The 24,042-nt window shown below is 55.8% G+C and carries 16 protein-coding genes and 3 pseudogenes; 4 read left to right on the plus strand and 15 right to left on the minus strand.

All coding sequences use genetic code 11. The annotated features are described in order from the left end of the window. Positions 1-42: 42 nt before the first annotated feature. The 4 genes and pseudogenes from QEN71_RS11855 to QEN71_RS11870 all read right to left on the minus strand — a co-directional run. The gene (locus QEN71_RS11855) at positions 43-831 is read right to left on the minus strand and encodes an ABC transporter ATP-binding protein (protein ID WP_201658230.1); all 789 of its coding nucleotides are present in this window, start codon (positions 829-831) and stop codon (positions 43-45) included. Beyond that, on the minus strand, positions 825-1,850 hold the full coding sequence (locus tag QEN71_RS11860; protein ID WP_201658233.1) for an ABC transporter permease: 1,026 nt from the start codon (positions 1,848-1,850) through the stop codon (positions 825-827). Before QEN71_RS11860 ends, QEN71_RS11855 begins: the two co-directional genes overlap by 7 nt. A 29-nt stretch (positions 1,851-1,879) precedes the next feature. Continuing rightward, positions 1,880-2,881 (minus strand): ABC transporter substrate-binding protein, encoded by a 1,002-nt coding sequence (locus tag QEN71_RS11865; RefSeq protein WP_201658236.1) that lies wholly within the window; start codon positions 2,879-2,881, stop codon positions 1,880-1,882. Between the two features lie 269 nt (positions 2,882-3,150). Next, positions 3,151-3,315: pseudogene (locus QEN71_RS11870) on the minus strand (alkanesulfonate monooxygenase); the annotation flags it as partial. Between the two features lie 560 nt (positions 3,316-3,875). Between QEN71_RS11870 and QEN71_RS11875 the strand changes: the two are divergent. Beyond that, positions 3,876-5,780, plus strand: a complete 1,905-nt coding sequence (locus tag QEN71_RS11875) for a Na/Pi symporter (protein WP_233472067.1) — start codon at positions 3,876-3,878, stop codon at positions 5,778-5,780. Between the two features lie 19 nt (positions 5,781-5,799). Here QEN71_RS11875 and QEN71_RS11880 read toward each other — a convergent pair. The 8 genes and pseudogenes from QEN71_RS11880 to QEN71_RS11910 all read right to left on the minus strand — a co-directional run. Then, positions 5,800-6,153: pseudogene (locus QEN71_RS11880) on the minus strand (cation transporter); the annotation flags it as partial. Beyond that, a pseudogene (locus QEN71_RS11885) lies at positions 6,129-6,335 on the minus strand (metal-sensing transcriptional repressor); the annotation flags it as partial. The pseudogenes QEN71_RS11880 and QEN71_RS11885, both read right to left, overlap by 25 nt. Positions 6,336-6,783: 448 nt before the next feature. Then, positions 6,784-8,625 carry a TnsD family Tn7-like transposition protein gene (locus tag QEN71_RS11890; protein ID WP_201658255.1) on the minus strand — a complete coding sequence of 614 codons (1,842 nt, stop codon included), beginning with the start codon at positions 8,623-8,625 and terminating at the stop codon, positions 6,784-6,786. Between the two features lie 292 nt (positions 8,626-8,917). Continuing rightward, positions 8,918-10,420: a TniQ family protein gene (locus QEN71_RS44775; protein ID WP_201658258.1), complete on the minus strand. Its 1,503-nt coding sequence runs from the start codon at positions 10,418-10,420 to the stop codon at positions 8,918-8,920. Positions 10,421-10,680: 260 nt separating this feature from the next. Further along, positions 10,681-12,225 (minus strand): ATP-binding protein, encoded by a 1,545-nt coding sequence (locus tag QEN71_RS11895; RefSeq protein ID WP_201658261.1) that lies wholly within the window; start codon positions 12,223-12,225, stop codon positions 10,681-10,683. Positions 12,226-12,234: 9 nt separating this feature from the next. Beyond that, complete coding sequence (locus QEN71_RS11900) at positions 12,235-14,670, minus strand: DDE-type integrase/transposase/recombinase (protein WP_201658264.1); 2,436 nt, start codon at positions 14,668-14,670, stop codon at positions 12,235-12,237. 41 nt (positions 14,671-14,711) lie between these two features. Continuing rightward, positions 14,712-15,527, minus strand: coding sequence for a TnsA endonuclease C-terminal domain-containing protein (locus tag QEN71_RS11905; RefSeq protein ID WP_201658267.1), 816 nt, complete (start codon positions 15,525-15,527; stop codon positions 14,712-14,714). Positions 15,528-15,770: 243 nt separating this feature from the next. Beyond that, positions 15,771-16,559 (minus strand): hypothetical protein, encoded by a 789-nt coding sequence (locus tag QEN71_RS11910; RefSeq protein WP_201658270.1) that lies wholly within the window; start codon positions 16,557-16,559, stop codon positions 15,771-15,773. A 724-nt stretch (positions 16,560-17,283) separates the two neighbouring features. Here QEN71_RS11910 and QEN71_RS11915 point away from each other — a divergent pair. Further along, complete coding sequence (locus QEN71_RS11915) at positions 17,284-18,441, plus strand: hypothetical protein (RefSeq protein ID WP_201658273.1); 1,158 nt, start codon at positions 17,284-17,286, stop codon at positions 18,439-18,441. Positions 18,442-18,788: 347 nt separating this feature from the next. Here QEN71_RS11915 and QEN71_RS11920 read toward each other — a convergent pair whose 3' ends face one another. Further along, positions 18,789-19,199, minus strand: coding sequence for a DoxX family protein (locus QEN71_RS11920; protein ID WP_201658276.1), 411 nt, complete (start codon positions 19,197-19,199; stop codon positions 18,789-18,791). A gap of 586 nt (positions 19,200-19,785) precedes the next feature. On the opposite strand from QEN71_RS11920, the gene QEN71_RS11925 reads away from it, so the two are divergent. Both QEN71_RS11925 and QEN71_RS11930 read left to right on the plus strand, forming a co-directional pair. Continuing rightward, positions 19,786-20,412, plus strand: a complete 627-nt coding sequence (locus QEN71_RS11925; RefSeq protein WP_201658279.1) for a LysE family translocator — start codon at positions 19,786-19,788, stop codon at positions 20,410-20,412. Positions 20,413-20,596: 184 nt separating this feature from the next. After that, positions 20,597-21,469, plus strand: a complete 873-nt coding sequence (locus QEN71_RS11930) for an arginase family protein (RefSeq protein WP_201658282.1) — start codon at positions 20,597-20,599, stop codon at positions 21,467-21,469. Between the two features lie 42 nt (positions 21,470-21,511). Here QEN71_RS11930 and QEN71_RS11935 read toward each other — a convergent pair whose 3' ends face one another. Then, a complete protein-coding gene (locus QEN71_RS11935) occupies positions 21,512-22,603 on the minus strand; it encodes an alkene reductase (protein WP_201658285.1) in 1,092 nt (363 codons plus the stop codon). Between the two features lie 67 nt (positions 22,604-22,670). After that, positions 22,671-24,026 (minus strand): MFS transporter, encoded by a 1,356-nt coding sequence (locus QEN71_RS11940; RefSeq protein WP_201658287.1) that lies wholly within the window; start codon positions 24,024-24,026, stop codon positions 22,671-22,673. Positions 24,027-24,042: the final 16 nt, after the last annotated feature.

The following is a 24,042-nucleotide window of genomic DNA, read 5'->3' on the forward strand; positions in this document are numbered from 1 at the left end:
CGTGATTTCCCCTAAGTTATGGTGTTGTTCGCTGAGTGCCGCTCAGGTGTCGAGGCCGAGCAGCGCCAGCACTTCGCGGCGCAATCTGACAAGATCGGGGTCGTCGCGATGGCGCGGATACGGCGCGTCGTTGCGCACTTGCGAGACGATGCGCGCCGGGCGCTCGCTCAGCACGATCACGCGGTTCGCCACATACAGCGCTTCTTCGACGTCGTGTGTGACCAGCAGCACTGAAAACCCTTCGGCCTGCCAGAGACGTACCAACTCCGACTGCATACGGATGCGCGTCAACGAGTCGAGCTTGCCGAACGGTTCGTCGAGCACGAGCAGTTGCGGATCGTTGACGAGTGCCCGTGCCAGCGCCGCGCGCTGCGCCATCCCGCCCGAAAGCTGATGTGGAAAGGCCTTTGCAAACGCCGAAAGGCCCACGAGCTCGAGTGCGGCATCGATACGCTTCGCCGCGTCACGCTGCGCATGCTGAGCCTGCGGACCGAGCGCCACGTTGTCGCGCACCGTACGCCACGGGAACAGCGTCGGATCCTGGAACACGACCACACGCGACGGATCGGGTCCTGTGACGGCTTCACCGTCCGCATGAATGACGCCTTGCGCGGGCGCATCGAGGCCCGCCACGAGCCGGAGCAAAGTCGACTTGCCGCAACCGCTCGGTCCGAGCAGCGCGACGAATTCGCCGGGCTCGATCGTCAGGCTGATATCGTCGAGCACGGGCAGCGCAACGCCCCGCAGCGCGAAACGATGCGTGACGTTGCGCACGTCAATGCGCGCGCCGTGCCGCGCGTCGGATGGGTGAGTAAAAGCAGCGGCTACCATTTCAGCATTCCTTTTTGCCAGACGAGCAAGCGGTCGCGAACGTGGAACAGCAGGGTGATCAGGCCGGAGCACATCAGCGCCATCACCAGAAGCGCGGCGTACATGTTCGGATATGCGGCCCATCCCTGCGCCCATTGCAGATACCAGCCGAGCCCCGCTTTCACGCCCATCATCTCCGCGACGATCAACACGGCAAACGAGGCGCCAAGCCCCATGAACAGGCCGACGAAAACAGACGGCAACGCAGCGGGAATCGCTACGCGCAGGATCAGAAACAAAGGTTTCGCGCCGAGCGTGCGCGCCACGTCGTAGAACGCGGAATTCACGCTCGCCACGCCCGACCACGTGAGCACGGCGACGGGAAACGCCGTCGCCAGCGCGATCAGGAATACGCTCGCGCTGAAACTCGATGGAAAGAAGAAGAACGCGAGCGGCAGCCACGCGGTAGCCGGCAGCGGACCGATCAGCCGCAGCACAGGATGCAGCCAGTATCCGACTGCCTTCGACCAGCCGATGCTCACGCCGATCACAAAGCCCGTCAGCGCGCCCAGCAAATAACCATATGCGAGCAACTCGAACGAATGCGCGACGCTCGCGGCGAGACGCGGCAGATCGTCGGCGTAGACGGCGATCAACGCTTGAGGCGGCGCAAAGAATGGCCGAGGCAGCCACTCGAGTTGCGCGGTGACGACTTCCCATGCGGTCAGTCCGATGGATAGCGCGAGCAGCCACGGCGCGGCATTGAGCCATGCTTCGATGCGAGCGCTTCGAGAATTACTCACACGCCAACCCGCGATGCTGATGGCAAGCGACAACGCCGCCAACAGCAGCTTCAGGATCGACAGTTCGCGTGTATAAGGCCAGTCGTCGAGCGCGGGCCACCATTGCGTGACGGCCGCGCCGCCGAGCCAGCCGAACGCGGCCAGCAACGGAATCAGGCGTTTGCCGTGCTCGCGTGCATCGTGCTTGCCTTCGTCTGCGACACCTGCAAGTTCGAGCGTTTGTGTTTGCGTGGACATGTCATCGTGCTCCGTCGATCAATGCAAGTTCATGCGCTGACAAGATGCGTCTCCGAGATCGCGCGAACGTCGATGCGGCGCGGCAGGATCGCGTCCTGATGCGCACGGTCCGCTACCTTTTGCAGCGCAGCGATATCGGCATCGGTGACGAAGTGCTGCCTGAGCGATGCGCGCTTCGTGATCTGCCTGGCGGCATCGAATGGCGAGCGTGTGAGCGTCGCGTAGATTTGCGCGTAGGCGTCGGGATTCGCGAGCGCCCAGTCGCCCGCACGTTGATAGCGAACGAGCACGTCGGCGATGGCGGCACGCTTGCGCGGATCGGTCAGCGACGCACCCGAAGCCGTGATGAACCCCATGCCGCTATTGATGCCCGAGCCGTCGCGCAAGATGCGACCGCCGCGTTGCGCGGCGATGCCGTAGTACGGATCGAACGTCGCCCACACTTCGATCGCACCGGATGCGAATGCCGCGAATGCATCGACGGGCAGGATGAAGCGTACCGTCACGTCGTCTTTCGTAAGCCCTGCTTCGGCCAGCGCGCCGTATAGCTGGAACTGCGAAATGCTGCCGCGCGCCGACGAAACGAACACCGTGTGGCCCTTCAGATCGGCGACGCGGCGGACGGTCGAATTGGGTGCAACGAGAATACCGAGTTGCGCGCCCGAACCGATGCGCGTCGCAACGATCTTCAGCGTCGGGTCGCCGACGGCGGCGGCCAGCACGGGCAGGTCGCCCGCTGGCGCGAGATCGACGGAGCCCGCGCGCTGCGCTTCGAACAGCGGCGCTGCGCCCTGGAAGTTGGCCCAGCGGAACGCGTAAGGCGCACCGTCGAGTACCTTCGCTGCTTCGACGAGCGCACGCGTGCCGCCTGCCTGATCGCCGAGCACGATGGTCACGTCGTCGGCTGCCCGGGCGTTGCGTGTGCCTGTCAAAGCCGTCGCCATCGCGAGCGGCGCGGCGGCGAGCGAACGTAGCACGCGCCGACGCGAGTACATCGACGTCGATAAGAACGTTGGAACAGAAGCGGTCATAAGTCCTCACTGTGCGTATCAGGCACAGCGTAGCGACGACGGACCGCCTTGAGAATTATTCAATTCCTATATGTTTATATCGACTCAATATTTATCGTTCGCATTTTCTCCGGGTATGCGGGCACGGTCGAAATCAATCGACATCGACCATCTATCGACTGAGCGTCCCGGTCGGATCGCCGCTTGCCCGCACATCGAACGCGCCGCCTGTCAGCGCCCGATCGCGCAACGTGATGGATTTCTTGCCTGGAAGCAGCGGAAATACCCTGACAACTGCTGCCGGTTGGAATCAGCAGCCCGTCATAGCCGGGATTCTCCGCGGTGACAGCGATCTGGCGCATGTATTCATTGGTCGGCGGCCGGCCGAAATCGGATTTACCGAGATAGCGGGTGTCGCCCGAGGTCGGCAGGAGCCAGAAGATGTCAAGACTCATGATTGCTCCGTCGACAGATTGAAATATGCCGGCGGATCGCCGGCTGTATCGAGTTTGGAAAATTGGGTAAATCGGAAATGACGTCCATGCGGACGTGGCAGCGCACGTCAGACGGACTCTCGCTGCGGATCAGCCGGACAGAACCGATTCCCAGTCCATACACTTTCCGCGACATCGACGCTGCGATTTCTCACCTGGAAATCGTGCTGGATACCGAGGGCGCGAGTTCACTCTTCTCACCAGCATACTGGCGGGAACGTGTTCTCCGGGCGTCTGCCACGAAAGGACTGGATCCAAAGCAACAGCAAAGACTCCATCGTCTGCTCGAGCGCATCAAGACATTCTGAAGAACGGTCTGCGTTCCCGGACGAGCCATGCGCAGAAATCGCGAACGATTCGCAAATTGACGTTCAGGTCTGAATGATCACGCTGTTCGTTCGCGCACGTATCGTCTTCGCAATGTCGTGGAGAATTGCTTTCAGTTGCGCGTCGCCGGTTGTTCGGTTATTCAGCCCTGATTCGCCCTGGGTTCTTCCCAAGGGCCGGCGTGTCAGATGTGAATGGCAAACCAGATTGCGGGAACCGCACAAGTCGCCATGCCAGTGCAAACCTTCACGCTTATCGACCTCGCCGGCTCCGTCGCGCTGCTGCTCCTGGGTGTGCAGATGTTCCAGTCCGGCCTGTACCGGGCCTTCAGCCCCGTCTTCGAGCCATTTCTCCTGCGCGCGGTGCGCGATCGTGGGCACGGCTTTCTGGGTGGTTTGACCGTGTCTGCCATCCAGCCCGGCAGCACAGTGATGGGATGGGTCATGGCGCGTGTCGTCATCACGCGCCCGGCGGATCTGGCGCCACCGCTCGCGGCCGTACTCGGCGCGAACATAGGTGCGACGCTGGCGGTACAGGTACTTCTGATTGTCGACCAGCCCGCCATCTCTCCCGCGCTAATCCTTGCTGGCGTACTGATGTTTCGCAAGGCATCGAACACCCGCGCGCACGATCTCGGGCGGGCATTGATCGGGCTGGGATTGATGCTGCTCGCGTTGCATGCGCTGCTCGATCTGATGACGGACTACGAAGATGCGCCCAGCCTTCGCATGGTGCTGGGCGCCGCGTCAACGATGCCGGCGGTCGACATGCTGCTGGCCGCGAGCCTGAGCTGGGCGGCGGAATCGAACGTGGCGGCCGTGCTGCTGATCGCCTCGCTCTGTGCGAAAAATGTTGTCCCGCCGGATACTGCATTCGCGCTTGTCCTCGGTGCGAATCTCGGTACCGCTGCCCGGCCAGTCCTTGACCGGGCAGCGCCCGGTGGTGATCCGTCATCCCGGCGTGTTCCCGTCGGCATCCTGCTCATGTTGCTGGCGGGAGTTGCTGTTGCGCTCGCGGCGCTGGTGCCTATCGGCCGCGTGATGGTCTCGATCGAGCCGGACAATGGTCGCGTCGTGGCGAACTTCCATACGCTGTTCAACCTTATCGTGGCGGCAGCGTTCATGCCGCTTCTCGTGCCATACGGGGACCTTCTGAGTCGCCTGATGCCCGCCTGGAGCAGGCTTGTTGATCCGTCAGACACAGACCACGACGACCTCCGGCACGCCCGGAAGAACCCATCGTTACCGCACGAAATAGCGCAAACGGCCAGCGTCCGCATGCAGCGGCACGATATTCTCGACAACGTTACGTCTGCTCGAAACGTCGGGCGGTGGCCTTCGAATATCTCGCACACGGGTGATCAAACGTCCGACCCTGGACTTACCCCCGGGATCGTGGCCGGCAAGACAGACATAACTCAAAACGCGATACATCTTCGACGTGCAGGTAGAAACGCACTCGAATGGTTGAAGGACGACGGAAGCGTGTCAAGATTGGAGATGAATGGCTCAATCTGGCTTCATATGCAGGATCTCCAGGTCGTACGACAGCTGGAGCCCGTCGCCGGCGCGGCCCATCCCATCCTTTCAACCTCCATCTGCGGCATCGCGTCCCTCGACGATGGCGACTTGTCCATTATCGGAGAACCCTGGCTCACAACCCGCACGGTCCGCGTCACATTCACGACCCGCGAGATTGGCAGCGCAGACCACGACGGACTACGCGACCTGCAGGACACGCTCGGCACGAGCCTCTCCGATGTTCCGTTAGGCACCGCCAGAGTCGGCTTCAACCGCCAGGATGATGAACTTGAAGAACCGCCTGTATGGTGGACATCGATCGATATACCTGCCAGTAGCCTGGACGGTCTGAAAGAAGCAGTCGAAAGCGGCCGTCTGCGCGCCGCACAACTCGGTCTCTGCGTCAGCGGCATCTACGCTCCCGTCTGTAATCTGGGCGATGTGGTACATGGACCAGCCTTGCTGCTCAAGCCTGACAGTATCGATGCGAGCGACTCGCCGCAAATAGCAACGGGCTACGTCACGCATTTGGCCTTCGACCTTACGAAAGTCAGCCTTGAACGTTTCAGGGAGCCTTAGTTCAGGGGCGCCCGGCGATGTCTTCGACGACATGACGGACGTTTTCGACCATGCGCTTATCGAGATTCATGTCGAGCAGAATGCCGCCTGTATCGCGCATCAATCTCCACGACCAGTTCGCAATCACCAGTGCGTCGATTACCCCTGCAAGCGGGTCCATCCAGACCCAGCCAAACGCACGTGCCAGCAGAAGGCCGATAATCGCCAGAACAGAAACCGCGGCGTCGGCAATGACGTGAACGTAGGCCGAGCGGATGTTGTGGTCACGAGTTGCGGCAGATTTTGCATTCGCGTGGTCATGATTGTGTTCCTCGAATTCGACCTGATGTTCTCCGTTGGGCAGGCGGACTACCGCACTGAATGCGTGCGGTTGAAGTAGCTGTGGACTACTTCGATCAGTTGCTCGGTCGCACTCCATTCATCGTGCGCATGCTCGTGTTCGGCATCGACCAGATGCGTGCGTATATGGTCTTCCAGCACGACGGCCAGCAAGCCATTCATCGCGCCGCGGCGATTCGTGATGAGTTGCAGCACGTCATTGCAGCCGCGCTCGTCCACGCCATGCCGCAGACTTTGTTTGTCCCGGAACGAAGATTTTTGCAATCCCGCGGACTTTGTTGTGCCCCGATAGATATGGAGAAACATCAAAGTTTGCTGGGAAAATCGATCGGAAGCCTGCTGCTACCGTTGCCGCCTCAAACGCGGAATGGGGACAAAGTTTGCCGCAGTGGCTGCGATCTCTAAGACGCCAGCCATTCCACATCCACAAAGTCTGCGGGAACATCCACCAACAACGCTTTCAAGGCCGAAAATAACAAGGGTTTCATCGAAACCATGCTGCAGCGCAGCAAAAATCTGAGACATCACCCCACTGACGAAATGCCTAATACATGGTTTTCGACCTGCGGCAGTCAACGACCAACTTCGACTTTCGCCGGAAGGCGTACTTTTGCTCCGCGCTCGTTTGTGATAACACATAGGGCGATCCTTCTTCGGAACTGAGCTAATATTTCCGAGTGGAATGCCCTTCGTCAGGATTCGTCAATTCGATCGACCGAATTCGATCTCGTTGCTCTTTCGTAAAACGAGTTCTTCGCAACCCGGCTGTCCGCATAGCTTCATCGCAATCGCCCAACCGATGTCCCGATGCCAAGTTGGCAAGCCAAGAAATCACCCGCTCAAGATAGGCAGGACGGCATTCAACGAGTTCCATCAAAACGGGTTCAAAAGATCTGTTCCGACCCATCGTTACCCGAGGAAAACCGGCTCGTTCGAGAATGGCGCTCCGAGTCGCCATCATTGGGGGCACGGCCGAGATTAGTCCACGCCACGCTTCGCGAATCTGGTCAGGTGTTGGCTCCTTCAGCCGGACAGCGCCTTTCGTTCGCCCGGGTGACCGATGGTTTTGATTAAATGTGCGCAGCCAGTTAGGATCATTTTTCAAGAGCGCTTTATAAACGGCTGGGTCAGCTTCAGCTGCCGCAGTGATGGGTCTTTCCGGTGGTGCGTTCTTAACCAGCCACCGCCATTTCGAGTGTAACTTGTTAATCTCTCTACAAGGCAACAACTTAATATTGGCTGCCCTTTCCTCATATGCCCAACGAATACCGACGTTTATAGACAGCCGCAACGTTTGTGCGGCGGACGATAAGTTCAGTCCTTTAGCAATCAACGCACAATATCGGTTTCGATAGCGATCGCCATACGCGATCGGAAGTAGTTTCACGACGTCACAAAGATCTGCTTTTACCAGTCGATATGATATTCCGCAGGTACACACGAGCTTCCACCTGTCTCTTCGCAAGGAAACAAATTCAAGGAAATCAGATCTTCGATGCAACGCACCGGTACATGTGTACGCATCCAAAGCTGATGCTATCACCGCTCCCTCACCCACCCATGCAGGAGCATTACGGCGGATCTGCGGAATATACGACCCCGAGGATTTAACGCAGTGTTCAAGAAACGACGCTGCCGCGATATAGATGAACGGGTGCGGGCACTCCGATCGCACATGACTCTCCGATAAACAGTGAAGCCATTTTGATATTCTCCCGGAAGTCATGTTTGTCACGTGACAATACTCCGGTCCGAAATATTCGAACCACGCGAAAATTACCTTTTCGAATTTTATTTGAGATTTTGTGCGTACGAATCCCGCATCCATCAACATGTCGCGATATACCTGCCTTGATTGTCCACCTCCCCACTCCACTCTCTGCAGGACGCTTCTTTTAGCAATATCCTCAACGGCATACTTTTCCTGTGGCGTGACACGCTGCAAAACCATCTCATCGGATTTCTTAACGAGGCGAAAAACAGTCTGATCAAAATAACGTTCAGATTGCACTCTCTTCACTGATTTCAGTATGCAACCGTGCTTAACGCAGCAATACACTCCAGCCAACTGATGGTCGATCCTCCAATACGGCGTCTGTTGTTGCTCGATCGATTCCGCCAAACACGTTTCACAATATCGCAATGTCCCGGTGCGCTCACCCTTCAAACCATAAATTCTCATCGGGAATGCAAACCTTTCGCCCGAAGGTGGCGCCAGCATCACTTGAAGTAACGTCTCTCTGAGCGATTCCGAAGCCATCATTGTGGAATATTGAAATTCTGTATGCCGTTTAACTATCTCTTCTGCCGTCAAGTTCCAGTAATCGCGCACCTGCTGCGCAAGATGGTCAATGGCCGTTGGAAGCCGCGACCCTGGTTCGGGAGAGCAACCAAAAAGCGATTGCCGAAGTCTCCAGGTAGCTTTCAATCCCATCAGCTCTGCATAGCGTCCGAAATTACTTCCAAGAGTTTCACCTTCCTTTAGCGGAAGCAGGGCGATTGCCATCGAATTGCTCCTTGTCTTGGTGAACGAGTGATTAAATACCTGCAACCACCTAGAAACAACTTCTGATAGATCCAGAGTCTGCAACGCACATTGGATGTCAATTCAAAATCAATCGCAACAGTGACGACCCACAATATCGTGCATACTTCAACTCTGATCCGATTACCCCCAAGCATTAATTCTTCTATGGCCGCACTGCAGAAACCTTTTAAGCTCAATTTCGCAGGGCAGGAATACTTGCCAGCCAAACTCGCTCATCAACAAGTGGCCTCGTCAATTTCTCGACGGAAGGTCAAGATTTGGCGATTCGCGAGGTAGTCGACGAATGTTTGGACCGTGTCCGATTTTCCAAGTTGAATGCTACAAACCAATCACGATCGTATCGGCTTAATGTCCTGTATAATATCGAATCACTACGATGAGCCGACGTGATTCTCTTATCTGGCCGACCGCTCATAACCAGCAAGCGCCAGCGGTCGCGCATCCGTTGAATCTCCTCATTTGACACATCCGTGTTTTTTGAAAATCCAGCATAACGGGCCCATCGTAGGAACCTAACATCTGCCGTGTGCGGTCGTTGCAATAAATTTTTAACCCTAACGTCATTATTGAGCCCAGTGGAAAGCAAACTTTGATATCGGACACCATATGTCTCCACCTTCAACTGCGCCGTTTCGGAAAACGAGATATTCGACATTCGATACGATACACCGCAAGAGCAGCTTAGCTTTATATCTGTGCCCTCTCTCGAGCACTCTTTCCAGGTGTCAATCTTTCGATGAAGGATTCCAACGCACGATAATCTAGCCTTGCGCATATCGACGGCATTCACATCCCGTTGCAGCGATTTATCAGAATCTATTGCGCCGTTTTGCGTCATTGGCACAAATGATCCAGGCGATGCACAAAGGCGATTCAACAACGACTCGGCCGCGATGGACATAAACGGGTGGCACGACTCGATACCTTTTGCCCGATCAACGATGTTGTGTAGCCAGACCGTCATTTTTTGCAAATTCAAACCCACCAGTCGACAATAGCCGAGTCCGAAATACTCTAAGACCGACGCGACGAAGCCATAATTGTCCGTCTTTCCGCAAGACCTCAAAAACCCTGCGTCCGAAAGCAATCCGCGATATGCGCTCGCAGACGGGAGGCTATCGTTGGTCATTCTGTATTGCGTGCTTCGCTTAGCCAAATCCTCGATCGCGCTCCTCTCCGAAAGCGACAATCGCGTCAGAATTTCTTCATCGGCGCACCTCATCAATGCCAGCACCGTAGGGTCCGTGAGGTTTTCGGAAGAACCCGGGGCCGTCATTTTGAGCATGCGTGAATGTATGCAACATACATACACGCCTGGTAGTTGATGATCTGCCTTCCAATGAGCGGCGATCGCCTTCCCTCTCCACTCCAGCAGGCACTCCTCGCAATACCGGAACCTTGTGACGATCTCCCCACTCCAGCCACCGACGCTCCTCCGTAAACATCTACCAACAGGTTGATCGGCCATACATGAGCGCATCGCTTTTCTCTGTGTCTCCGATACCGTCAGAGTCGCGTAGCGGAACTCGGTGTGGTCATTTATGATCGCCTCTGTATCCAAACCCCAATAGTCCCTGGCTTCCGCCGCGAGATGGTCAATTCCACTTGGGAGTCTCGTTTCCGGCCTTGAGGCATAGCCGAAGAGACGCTGCCTAAGGGGTAGCGTAGACTCAAGCCCAATAAAGTCAGCATAGCGCCCCAGATTGCTGCCAATGGTCTCGCCATCCAAAAGAGGAAACAACGCGATTGCCATAATATTTCTCCGTGTTCACACGACTGCATGAAAACGCCGCGTACCTTCTCCACTAACTCTCTTCCCACGCATGTCAGATGCCAACGCTCATAGAGTCGCTTCAATCGCCTGGATGAACATGCCAGCACGATTAAACGCGCAATAGATCGCCCCCCATTCACGCGCGGATCGCATGAAATGAGCGTGGGCAAATCACGTTGCCAGCGGCGACTGAACTCCAAGCTGGAGGCCGCCAAAGCCGCCTCACAGCTTGGTAGCTTTCAGCTAATTTCCTCCTTCGACTCCTTCACGCCTTTCTTCAGAGATTCCGAGGGAGCTTTCTTTTGGTAGAAGCGGCGTGCTGCCTCGTTACTCAGATCTTGCGATGATGCCGCGGGATACTCTCTCTGGACTGTACACACGAGCGACGACGCCACCTCGTGCGGCACGCCCAGAAGCATCAACCTGGATACGGCGCTAATCGCAGACTCATTCCTATCATGCTCCATGGCTGCTTCATAGTAGCCGTGTCGCCTGGCCTCCGCCTCCATAGATTCGACGATATCGTCCAGCGTGTCGCCCAACAGGTCGTCGTACTCAACCATTCTTGCCTTATTCCCGGACCGCACCGCGGTCATCATCGGCCTCAATGAAGCCATCTTTTCATCGAAGACATCTCTAACAATTTTTCGAGACAACCGCTCCGCCCCTGAAACGATTGCTGCGGACTGTGCAAGCTGAAAAAGAGGAATCGCAATCCCCGGCAGCCCTTGGGTCAAGAAATACAGATACTTACGCATGCTCTCTGACAGAGGGACCGGGTCGGCGAGCCACTGATATTTCTGCAGTTGATTGCAGAACCGCTCCCAGTCATCCTCATTCCTCACCCCGTTCCAGACGGTAACGCCTTGACTGCTAATGCGCCGCGCGGAACGCAACGTCTTCCGGAACAGCTGAGCTGCTTTGGGAGTCCCACTCACGATGACCGGAATTCCAACTACGTTCGTAAGATTGACAAAAAAGTCAAAGAGCGGATCGTTCTTTGCCACCGCCTGCAGCGCGTTCTGCATTTCATCAATAACAATGAGGCCTGTATGGTGCCGTTCACAAATACAGTGAAGCTTGTTTGCGTAGTCAGCCAGCGTGGCCCTAAGCCCAACCTCCCCCGTGTAGTCTGTTCCGAGCAGGTCATCAAATTTCAATATCACAAGCTTGAGCGTGTCTTTGAGGCTGGCACTCTTTGGACAGTCAACCTTCATCCAAACAACCTGACTAAGCCCATATTGCTTATGAAGAATCACCTTGGGCAACAAGCGTAGCGCGGATTCCAACGCTGTGGATTTCCCGCCTCCCGAAAGCCCGAAGACACCTCCACAATATGCGTGTGATCGCCGGTGCGGGTAGACGGGAGAGAGTTGCCCGTCTTGACTCGCCCTGTAGCGGTTCCTTAGGCCTTTTGCGTAATCGTCTCGTATCTCGCTTCCGATGTAATGCTGACGTACAATGATCTGAATCGTACTGACGACGTCAAGATGAGCGGGAAGTGCGACGACGAGGCGTGAAAGTCTGCCAATGGCATGTAAGCGATACTCTTCAGTCTTCGTGCGCTCACACTCAGAAAAGGCAACAGGAACGTCAAGCGCCTTCAAAATCGATTTTTGATCCCAAACAGGCCCCAATGCTGAAATCAGCGGATTGCTTCGGTACTCGGGCAGCAGGGATTCGCCTTCGTAGTAGCACGCTTCCACTGCTTCAACGCACTGCCTTACCGGTTGATTCGACGCTTCATCTGGGGTCGTATTGGTGACGGATTTCTTGCTGGTCATGATGCGCTCCTATGTGTCCATTTCCGCGAGCAACTCCCTCGCGCGCTTCTCACGGAGTTCCTTCGCGGTCATGCGATCAGCCTCAGCAGAGGCTACGTTGTCTCGACTTGCCGACTCCTCATAGGCGTCTCCTTCTTCGTCATACACCTCTTGCGATCCCGGATCATCCAAGGTTGTTCTTTCCCGGATCGTCTTCATAAGTTTCTTGATTGACGCGCCTTGGCGTCCTTTCCGTTCGGGTTTTCCGGACTTTTTCCAACCGCGTCCTGTTTCTGACACCATTTCGGCGGACTGCTCAACGTGGCGCATTGCATCCATGTCACTGATGTCCGGTCGCGTCAAACCTGCATCTTTTAGCGCGGTCGAGGTCTTGGAGACGGCATCTTTGGCGATCTTTTCAATGTTGAAGTCCGTCATCGCGCGTTCGGGTTCCGATGCCTCCTTACTCATACCTCCGTTAGTCGCATTGATGTCCGTATACAGCATCTGTTCGCGATACGTCAGCCCGCGCATCTTGTCGATTTCATGCTCAGAAAGCTGGCAGGAAACGGGCTCGCCCAGTCCATGGAGCTGAATGCTGCTGTTATCCGCGGCGTCGTAGCCGATTTCGACCATGGACTTCACTTTCTGCGCCCGAAACATTGCCTGGCGCTCAATGAGCGAAAGCGTAGGACAGTCATAATGCATCCCGTTATGAAGGATCCCTTCACCATCAATCGGAACTGTCGTCCGCGGCATGGCCTTCGCTCGAAATTCGTCTACATCGACATGCCTCCCGCAGCCATTGATCTCAGTGCCGTATTTCCAAAGATTAAGAGGCGTTGGAGCAAGTCCGCGCTCTACCATTTCCGGAGGCGTCGGATAACCGCTTATTAGTCTATTAATATAGCTTAGGATTGCATAGCAAACGACTCGTTTAAATTCAACGATGTCTAAGGCCGCATGATATGCAGGATGTTCGACGCCACGATCAAACGAGCTTTTCTCGACGACCCCAGGCACAAGCGAGTTCCAGATCGCAGGAATGATGCCGAATCGTCGCTCCATAATGGCTCGCAGGTCTGGACGATAGCTCGGCGGGTTCTGTATTTCAATCCGGTAATGCGCGATCAGAGCATGCGCCTTATGTACGCTGCTTACCTCGCCCCGATCCCCGTAGAGAATTTCACACAAACGGTCCGCCGACCACTGTTCTTCTCGGATCACGATGCCAATTGACGCGCAAAACTGGACTTTTGGACTGACAGCGTTAGCAAGCGCCATCATTGCTCCATCCCATGAGGGCGGCTCAAATGTCACATAGAAACCAACAACCATCGCTGTGTAGTCGTCGACAACAAGATAAAGCGTCGGTCTGCCGATCACTTTCGTCCGCAAGACCTGCCCCACTAGATAAATATCAGCGATGGTCGCGTCAATGTGGAAACGCTCGCCGGGCCCGCGTGATGTCCTAAGCCGACCGGTCAACGGTCGCTCGTGGAGCAGGTATTGTTTGAGACCAACCCTGCGGATGCGACGTTCTTCGTAGCTGTAGTTCCGATAGATATGGTATTGAAGTTGGCGTGCGGTTAGAACGATACGGCGACTGAGATCCAACTCGATCATTTCCCCCCTTTCGCTGTAGACGACCCGATCACGCAGAAATGTTCTGTTGATCCAGTTTATGGCCTGATCTAACGTTTTTTGGGCTCGGTTTCCTTTCGAGTATTCGAATGAAAAGTAATAATCCGCCGCAAGTTCGAGCAAGCGCTGCACCTCTAGGTTACGCGCTGAACCCCTCAACTTCCTCCGTATCGGTGTCTTCCCGGGAGCACATTTCCAGTTCCGCTGCTGACCTTTTCCTCCGCACAGGTCGTAATCATCAGCGGCGGCCGCTGAAGTCATCCCTTGCTGGCAAAAGCGTCGGAACGTCTTGTATACAGTGTCCTCCGATTTGCCCGAGGATGCGCAATATCGCAGGATCCGCTTCCTCCGTGTTTCCCGATGAAGCAGTTCTTCAAATGTATCGCCGTAAATCGACGCTTCAGGAGGAGTACCGTCGCTGCCGTTTGGCAAATCGAAGGTCAGCAGACCCACGATGAGTTGCCAACCTCGAGACTTTATCGGCTCCTCTGCGATCTCCTTATACTTCTCAGACCGGCGACACAAAGTAAAAGCCAAAGGACGTCTTCGCTCTGAAACATTACACGGAAGCTTTTTAAGTTTTTCGAGAGCGCGTTCAGGCTCGACATTAGGTGACAGTCGCAACAGCAGATCGTCCGTTCTTTCTTTGAACGGAACTGCTCTTCGGCAGGAAGCCGATTTTGCCTCGTGTTCAATATCGATAAGATGGGTCCATCTTGAGTTCCTTCCTGTTTTCAAGACAATGTAAATACGCTTCCCGTGGCGATCCTTGAGCACGTCGCCAGTCATGATTTCGTGCGGACATGTCGATTTCACGAGCATGTGGGCCTCCATTAAAGTGAATGCTAGGCCGTGATTTGCCGTTAGCGCCTTGAACGCGAGATTTCAGCGACCCTAAGCTCAAGCGGGTCGGACACGTCGAGATCAAACGTTAACTGTCTTGCACCGGCGAGTTGTCGAAACGCCCGTACGCCCGAACCCACAGAGAGATGCAACGTTCGATCTGCGAGTCCGCAGGCATCGATGACTCGCATCTCTTTCCTCAGTCGAAAAAGACGAAGCAATTCACGTTGCGCGCCCATCTCAACGTCAGAGAGATCGCGGCCGATCGTGTCGTTGTGCGCTCGAAATATCCACGCGAGGTTTTTGGAACGGCGCGCATGCATGCCGTTAGCCTTGACGACAAAATACGAAACTCCATCGTCTTCCCACGCCTTCTTTTCTATGAGTTGAGAACGCGTCAGTTCGCCGTTTTTGCCACTACGCGTGGACCTGATCGACCTGGCCTCCCGGTTGAGAGTCACTCCTTGCCCTGTGAGGTAGACGAGGGCCGTACTAAATACTGAAGGCTCGTCGAGATGCCGATAGAATGGATGCGCAACGTTGATGGACGCTGCCGCTCGCCGGGTTTTATCGCGGTCAAGTGCAACCTGATCGTAGATAACTTTCACATCTCGCCGGTACCAGCCCTCCAAGAATTCGGCATGCTCTGCCTCGGATAACAAATGCAGTTCCCCGCCTGCCGCCTTGTCGCATACGAGTCGCGTTGTGATTCCAGCGCCTGGCCTGTCCCGGGTATGCAGCCAACGCTGATGCGATCCCTTCTCTTTGGCGCTAGCCTGTTCCTTGAGCTTGCGCGCTAGCGTTCCTTTTCGGATTCTCAACGCATCTGTCGTCATGTCACCCTCCAATACCAGTAACGTCCCGAAGCGTCTTAGAGACGCTTCGGGAGGATAGGAGAAGTTGCCAAGCCGGTTCACAGCCGATCGCAAAATCGAGGACGACGCAATTTCGTTGCGTTTTTGCTTTTTTGATCATTGCGCTGCAGTCGGGCCAAGCGAAGCGCCTGCTGCGCGCTTTCTGGCGAAGACCACCATGACATCACACGCAGCAGTTCAGCGTCGCTGTGATCGCTCCCATGCTTAAACGTCAAACAACTCACGCAGAAGGCGATTGATGGCAAAGTCGTTCCGATATAACCGCGCGTATTCGTTTTGCTTGTATTGGGAAAAAGCGGAATGAGTCCCGCCTTCGCTTGACCAGCGGTGCGTCAACTCCCGCTGCTGGCCGGCCCGGTTATTCCACGTAGGGCGCATCTTGACGTGCTGGAGGTCGAACGCGTATGCGGCCAGTGCCGGGGTCTGGACACAGGGGAATTGCCGAACTGGTACCCCGCACTTCGCTTCGGACGAGAGACGCTGCATCTCGGGACCAGTCGAAACACCGGTCAGCCTCTTCGGGAAATATGGCTCGCAGATCACCTCGATCCCAAGAATGCGCAGGTGAAGCATCAGCAAACGGAAATCCCCATATCTTGAGTCGACCGCACACGCGACCGAGGCGCCGACGTTCAGTATCGCTCGCAGTTGAGACGCAGCTGCACTCGCTGATGTCAGCCATTGGTCCATTCCGTCTATGCCGACAACGACCCGCCGCGCAGCATATTGAGCACATCGATCTGTCACCCATGCCCTGATGTCACCAAGCTGCTCGTCGAGTCCACCGTGCTTGCGTGGCACGACCAGCTTTTGTCCTCGCGGACCCGCGAGATGATTCACACATGCGGCCAACTCCCTTCTACGGCTGGGTGTGTCTGGCCCAATGACAAATCGGATCTCTCGCCGCTCGTGATCGCTGCTGACGGCACGCGGCGAAAGCGGCGGAAGTCTTCGGTCCACAAGCGATTCCTTGGCGGCGAAGATCCGCTCCACCACGTTCCTGGCGCACGGAACTACTGCTCGCGGTGTCTGCGAGAGCGCTCCGTGCAGTCGCCTATAACTCGCATTCACCATCTTTGAATCACGGTCTGGAGCTTTACCGCCCCTGATAATGCCGCCAGCTACGGGTTTGTCCGAACGCACGAAATCTACAGACGAGTTCATACCAGCCTCCATTAAACAAATCTTGACTTGAGGCCGGATTCGGCAGATCATGGATTTGTTGATTGTCCACTCTGCCGATCAGGCCGAGACGAAAGGGCGTCTGGTCTTCGCAGGACCGGGTGCCCTTTTTTATTGCTTGGCGATTTTCACGGACCTTGCTTCATAACTTAAGTACCTCGTGAATTTGCATTGCGTGAGAAGGTTGTAAAAGCTTCCAGCACTCCGCCCTGAGGGACGTCAAGGCAGGCGTCCAGCACGATTGATCACCAGCAATCGATATATCTTTCCTATCGACTACTGATAGCCGATTCCCAATTGAGAGTTGCCGAGCTTCGAAGCACAAGGTCATATCGTTTAGTTCCTGAGTGCTACTCGTAACCCGATATCCGCCTCTAGGACTACGTACTGCGCGCCAATGTGAAGCCTAGCCACAGAAGTCAAGCTCACGACGTCGAGACGACAACCTGGTGCGAGAACCCTCACCAGCCGAGGCTCCGGGGGACTCGGCAAGGGCTCGCGCCGGCGGTGCATTAGTGTATTTTGGGGACTCCCAATGGCTGACGAAGCTCCGGACCGCTCTTGCATCCAGGATTACCGATACTGGCGCCGACTTTTGCCGGCGCCGGCAGATATTCAAGATCGAAAGGAGATGTCACTTTCTCGACGTCTGCGGGGATTGAAGGGAATGTCGTGGGCAGCCGCCGCCGTACTCAATATTTGCCAAACGGCCTCACGACTCAGCCGTCTAGGACGCTCGGTCTTTTTCGGAGCAGACGATGGGACGCAGCGGGCGGATCGATCTGCCCCTAACAGCAAGATCATGTATCAGTATTTGCGCGGCGAACGATGTCCAGTTGAAGGGCCACGCGGCAAATACAAGGTTGATCTGACCGGCGCACTGCACGCCTTACCAGGTGGTGCGACAGCTCGCCTCTGGTTACATTCCTTACTTTGGGAAGTGCTCGACAGCACTGTCACGCCGGAAGACCTGACGCGTATCCGTCTTAGGTTCGAATCTGCTCCTCAAGAACGGTTTCTTCGGGAATATATCGAGTTATGGATCCGATATCGTGACTTGACATTTACGGGTGGTGGAGATACAGACCTGCAAGAACTGGCACATGCGATCGACGCATGGCATGACAAACTGCGCAAGACCGACGCGGTTTTCAATCATATATATGAGCCGCTGTTGCGCTACCTGGAAATAGCCGAGCCCCGGCTGCCGTTGGCACGCAGTTATTCTTCTCAATTAAGCTGCCAAGCTCCCACTGCGTTTGCAGCAAGCCTTTGGGCGGCATACGAGAGAGGAAACCGATACGTGGATAAGAGGATCAACCGATTTGAGAGCGGGGTAGACCGATATCTCCTGTCCGGCGCAGTTCGACTGCCCGACCATCGCTTTTTAGCCATTTTTCGCGCGCAGTGGGAGCGTCGCCTCCGAACGGAACAGGCGGCAAATTCGCTGGACTGGTACTGGAAGGTAAAGAACGGGATGCCTCCAAGAGGCCACGGCTGGGAGTGTCTCTACGAGGCATGGGGCATAAATTTTCCAGATACAAGCCCCCGAACGACACGGAATCGCCCGCCTGCTCAGGGACGCGGTCAGCTTCCGTGTGCATGGCAATCGAGTTACCAACCTACCGCAATCGCACACGGCAGGATGTCGCAAACAGATCTTCGCCATAGATGTTGCCCGACGCCGCGATAAGGCGCGGGTTATCACGGCAATCTGGGCGCTGGATTCGCGACACGCTGCAGCCGCGCGCAGCTTCTCGGCACAGGGGAGGATGCGGATTTCGCCTTCTGCGGGCTGCGTGGCCGTGGCCGACGTTCCGCAACCCGAGCCACCAGGTTTTTTTGGAATCCACCCAGCGTCGCTCATTCCACAATCCAGCCGTTGGCTTATGCGGTCCTGTCGCGCTTAGTGTTCCTCCTCGAACCGCGTCGAACGGCTATTACGGAAGGCTAGAGGCACCCGTGACGTGACCGCGGCGGACAGATTTCCCGGTCGGATCCGTCGACGCTTCCAGTAGTCCTAGACAGCGTTGCGTCGCACTATGACATGCTTCTCGAGGGCCGCTTCAACGCATACGCACCGTCCCCGAGCAAGAAGAGCACAGCTAGTGCGACCGCCCACAGGGCGGGATATTCCCATCCACCGCCCTTGTTCGTGAATAGCCATCCATGCTTGCCGTGGACCATCACGACTGTTCCTACGATTTCGAGTGCAAGTGGAATCGCAACCCATGACGCGTAGATTCCCAAAATCAGCGCGATGCCACCCAACAACTCAAGGAATATGGTCGCGTAAGCAGCAATAGCAGGCAGCCCTAGCGATGCGAAGAATCCGACAAAACCAGGCACCGACATCACGAAAATCTTAAGCCCTACGTGGGCGAGAAAGAGGATTCCGAGACTTATTCTGAGAAGAAATGCTGCAAAGGGAGCGGTACTATTCTTTATCACAATGACTGAGTTCCATGTTTGGCGTCCACATCTATCACACAGCGAGCAAGCGAATCAAAAAACGCCCCACCAGTCCACTCGCGAATCCACTGGCGTTTAAATTCACGTAGCGGTGGACACAATGCACTCCAACTCTAAAACGTCAGAGTGACAAATTGAAGCGATGTTTTGGAAGGTCACTCGTTCCGAACGGGAACGTCTCAATCGATCGACAAGTACAGTATTCGAATACCAGTTCGACGTTCACCACCCTTCGTTAACGACCTGAACGTTAGCGGGCACCACACCCTGCGCGATAGACGCCTGCTTGCATGACGCCATTGTTGCAAGCACCTTTCACACATGCCGCTCCACGTCATGATCCGCTTCGCCTCCGTCAACAGCGTGACGTCGATCAGACTATGGATGTGGAAATCGATTTGAGGTCTGTTCCATATTCTCCCCGCGCCATGGGGTCCGCGACGAATGGTGAGGCGTGCCGTCGTGTCACCTATTACCTGATGGTTCTGGTTTGAAATAATTTAGAACATGACGGTCGCGATGGCTCGTTATAATTTCGGTTCGTTATCAAGAAGTGCGGTCTGCCATGCTAACCCTACAACAGTCATTCGGATTCCTGTTCGCAGCAATCCTCATCACAGCCACCCCCGGGCCGGACAATCTCGCCGTGCTCGGAATGGGCATGTCGAAGGGCCGAACGCGAGGAATGGTGTTCGGTCTTGGTTGTGCTCTTGGTTGCCTTAGCCACACGTTCCTTGCTTCTGTCGGTATCAGCGCGCTGATCGCCGCTTCACCGACCGCATTCACCATTTTGAAGATCGTCGGCGGTCTATATTTGATATGGCTTGGTGTCAACGCGCTTCGTGAAGCGGGCGCCGTGAAAGTCGAGAAAGCAAATTTGGCGGAAAACTCCCTCGCGAAGCTCTTTTTCAAGGGTGTCTTCGCGAACGCGATCAACCCGAAGGTCGTCCTTTTTTTCCTGTCCTTTCTGCCCCAATTTGTGATCGCAAAGAATGGCCACATCGGTCTTCAAACGGCCGGCCTGGGATTGATCTTTACTGCTCAGGCCGCGGTGCTATTTGGCTTACTAGGCAATTTTTCCGGTGCGATCGGGCAATGGTTCAACAAGCGCCCTAAGGCAGGAGCAATCCTAGATCGAATCGCCGGAACGGTTTTTGTCCTTCTAGGATTGCGCCTGCTCGTCACGCGTTGACAAACGGGTACGGACGAAACGAGGTCGCTAGCCATGGACTTTTCGTGAACACCTGATCTCTCGTCAGTCCGCCCTTTTCGTAGGAGCTGGCGCGCTCAGCATATGTATTGGCGCACACAGTCGAGACCGTTCTAGAACGGCGTGTGAAGCTCAGGGGATATCCATTGTTGGGAGAAAGGGATAAATGAAATCCAAGAGCGACACTACACTACGTCTTCTCATGCCGCAGTGGCAAGGCGGCAATAATCCGCCGTACTTTTTTGGGGCACAGCTCTTGTCCTGGCTAGCTCCGGCAGCACAGGGTCCGGTTGAGACGGTGCCGATCACTCCACCTGACGAGTCTCCTTTGCCTTTGGAAGAAGGAATCGTTGGCCGCAGCGCCCTTTTGGCCCAACTGCATTCAGCACGCGAGCTTATTGAACGGCACACTCCTGACCGTATCGTCGTTTTCGGCGGCGACTGTCTGGTCGACCTGGCTCCGTTCGCCTATCTAAACGAGCGATATGACGGCGAACTTGCAGTTCTATGGATCGACGCTCATCCAGATATCATGACGCCCCGCGAGTTCCGGCACGCGCATGCTATGGTGCTCGCAAACCTGCTTGGAGAAGGCGATCCCGATTTCGTCAAGAACGTACCCCGCCCACTCAATCCGAGCAACGTCATGTATGCGGGTCTTAAGGAGACGTCGGAGGCCGAAAGTGCATCTATTAGTCGGCTACGGCTCCGACACGCGGGAGCAGCAGAGCTGGCGGAGGACAGCGCGCCGGTTATCCGCTGGCTGAAAGAGACTGGAGCGAAACATCTGGCCATTCATTTCGACCTTGACGTACTTGACCCGGCAGGATTCAGATCGCTGCTATTCGCAAATCCCGCCGACGCTCCTCACACCTGGGATAGCGTCCCTCAAGGATCCATGTCGATCGAACAGGTCATCCGGCTTATCAGCGACGTTGCGGTCGAAGTCGACGTCGTGGGCCTCGGAATCACCGAGCATCTACCTTGGGACGCCCTAGCCATGAAGAATATGTTAAACAGGTTACCGCTTCTGACCTGACAAAGGGCCGCGCTGTCTTCGGACAGCGCGGCCACCGCTTAGTCAGATACTTGGATAGTCTGTGTAACCCACCCCTCCCCCCGCATATAATCCCTTTTCCTGCAGCGCATTAAGCTTGGCGCCTACACGGATCCGATCAACCAGATCAGGATTGGCGATGAAGTGTCGTCCGAAAGCGATCAGTTGAACAACGCCATCCTCGACCATCGCTTTCGCAGTATCGATCGTCAGGCCACCGTTAGCGACCAGCGGCCCTGTGAACCGAGGCGAGAATATCTTGAGTATCTTGTCCATGTCCGGAGCACCGAACCAGCCGTTTTGATCGGCGATATGGACGTAAGCTAACCCGCGATTGTTCAAGAACTCCGCGACATGCCCGTACATTTCCTCCACTGCGTCATCCAGCGCACTATTGTAAGTCGCGTAAGGCGAGACACGAACGCCAACACGTGACAGAGGCATCACCTCCGAAACGGAATCGACAACTTCCGCGAGGAAGCGCGCGCGATTTTCGACCGACCCACCGTACTGGTCATCACGACGGTTGACATGGGCAGAGAGAAACTGATGCGGCAGATATCCGCTTGCCGCGTGGATTTCGACACCGTCAAAGCCAGCCGACCTGGCATGCGCCGCGGCAGTCTTATACTCCTGGATCGTTGCCTGGACCTCGTCAGTCGTCATTGCGCGCGAAGGAGTGGCGCTAACCCTGACGTAGTTGCCGTTGGCTAGTAGCCCCCAAACATGCAAATTCTCAATATCGTCGTTGAATCCTGACGGTGAAACCGGCTCCTGCCAGTTCAGCAACCCCATTGCGCCAATGCGACCGCCATGCCACAACTGGGCAAAAATGCGACCGCCCGCTTCATGGACCCGGTCGGTTACTTGCCGCCAGCCGGCCACCTGTTCCGCGGTGTACAGTCCGGGAGCCCTATCGAAGGGACGTGAATGGGGACTGACGTTCGTCGCTTCCGAAATAATCAAACCTGCGCTGGCTCGCTGCTCGTAGTATTCAGCCATTAACTCGGTGGGCACGTCACCCTCGCCCGCGCGCGCACGGGTCAGGGGTGCCATCACAATACGATTTGGCAACGTCACGTCGCCAACACGAAATTGATCAAACAGACTGCTCATATACGCTCCAAATGAACTCGATCCACTGGCCACACAGGCGTCAGTGGATCTCTAACCATGAAAAATCTTAAGACCGGCTGAGCCCTCTCAACTCAGGAAATGACGTGCGTCTTTGACGCCTACGATTGTCGGCAAACCATAGGCACGCGAAAAACACCAGGGTGATGACGGGCATGACACTCGCGCTCTTGAATATCGTCATTGCGGCAACTGCCATTGATTTATCGAAAGCCGCACTTCCTGCTGCGAGGCTCTTGAATGCAGCCGCGCCGCCCGCAGCATTGACTTTCGCAACATCAAACATCTTGCCGAAGATCGGCATCATTACGTAGGTCGACAACATCCCGGCAGACGCAATAGTGCCGATTGCGAATGAGCCGCCGGCTGGGAAACGCTCCGAGGCCGACGCCAAGGTCGTTGGCCACATCAAAGATGTACCGCATCCGAACAGCAATGCCGCAAGCAGCCCACTCGTAGGCGTTGTCGCCTGGCTAAGGCAAACCAGTCCTGCGAGTGCAAGCGCCGATGCGAAGACCAGAAGTCCTGCAGATCCGATGCGCTGACTGAGCGGCCCCGCAAAAAGCCTTACAACGAAAGAAATGGTGTAGATAAATGCGACCAACCAGAAACCTTGCATACCAACCACTTTGGTTAGCGTAAGATCAATCCAGTTGCTAGGAACGAGTTCTGTTGCCGCCGTTAGAAACATCGCGACCAGGCAAAAATAGAACAGCGGCCGATTGAGCGTATGTTTCAACATCTGCTGGAACGACACTCCGTGAACAACACGCTCACTCAACGGATACTTCAGCCGCAACACCATCATGACTGCAACCATGCACGGGAGGAACACCGTACAAAGTTGCAGACGCCATCCAAGGTCATAGCGCTCCACCGCCATACACAGCGGAGCTGCAACCAGAACGCCCAACGCGAAGGCACCGTGAAACTGATTCAGTTTTGCGACCTTTCGCGTGGGATAGATGCTCACAACAAGCGGATTGAGCACACTCTCCAACGCTCCCCATGCGAGGCCCTGCAGCAGTGACCCTCCCCATAGCAACGCATAAGCGGATTCGGCCGTAGGACGGGCGACGCACAGAAGAGCCGTCCCCGCGAGAAAAACCAGGATGCCGGCAATATGTACGCGACGCATTCCGAGCGCGTCGACAAATGGAGACATGACAAAATTTGCAATCGCAAAGCCAAGAAAGAGAACACCGAGAATCTCTCCGATATGTGCCCCCGAAGTTAAGGGGTCTACCGCATCGAAGAACTGGCTCTTGATGGCCGTTGCAGCGTTGATTCGTAGCAGCATGATCATTCCCATCGCAAACTGGGTGATGAATGCCGCCACGAATATCCTACTGACGGGTACACCTTTCAAACTTTCCAGTGTCTTATTGTGATCCAGCGTGTCCATATGTTTGTCTCCGATT

It is taken from the genome of Paraburkholderia sabiae (assembly GCF_030412785.1).
In the GTDB taxonomy this organism is placed as follows: Bacteria; Pseudomonadota; Gammaproteobacteria; order Burkholderiales; family Burkholderiaceae; genus Paraburkholderia; species Paraburkholderia sabiae.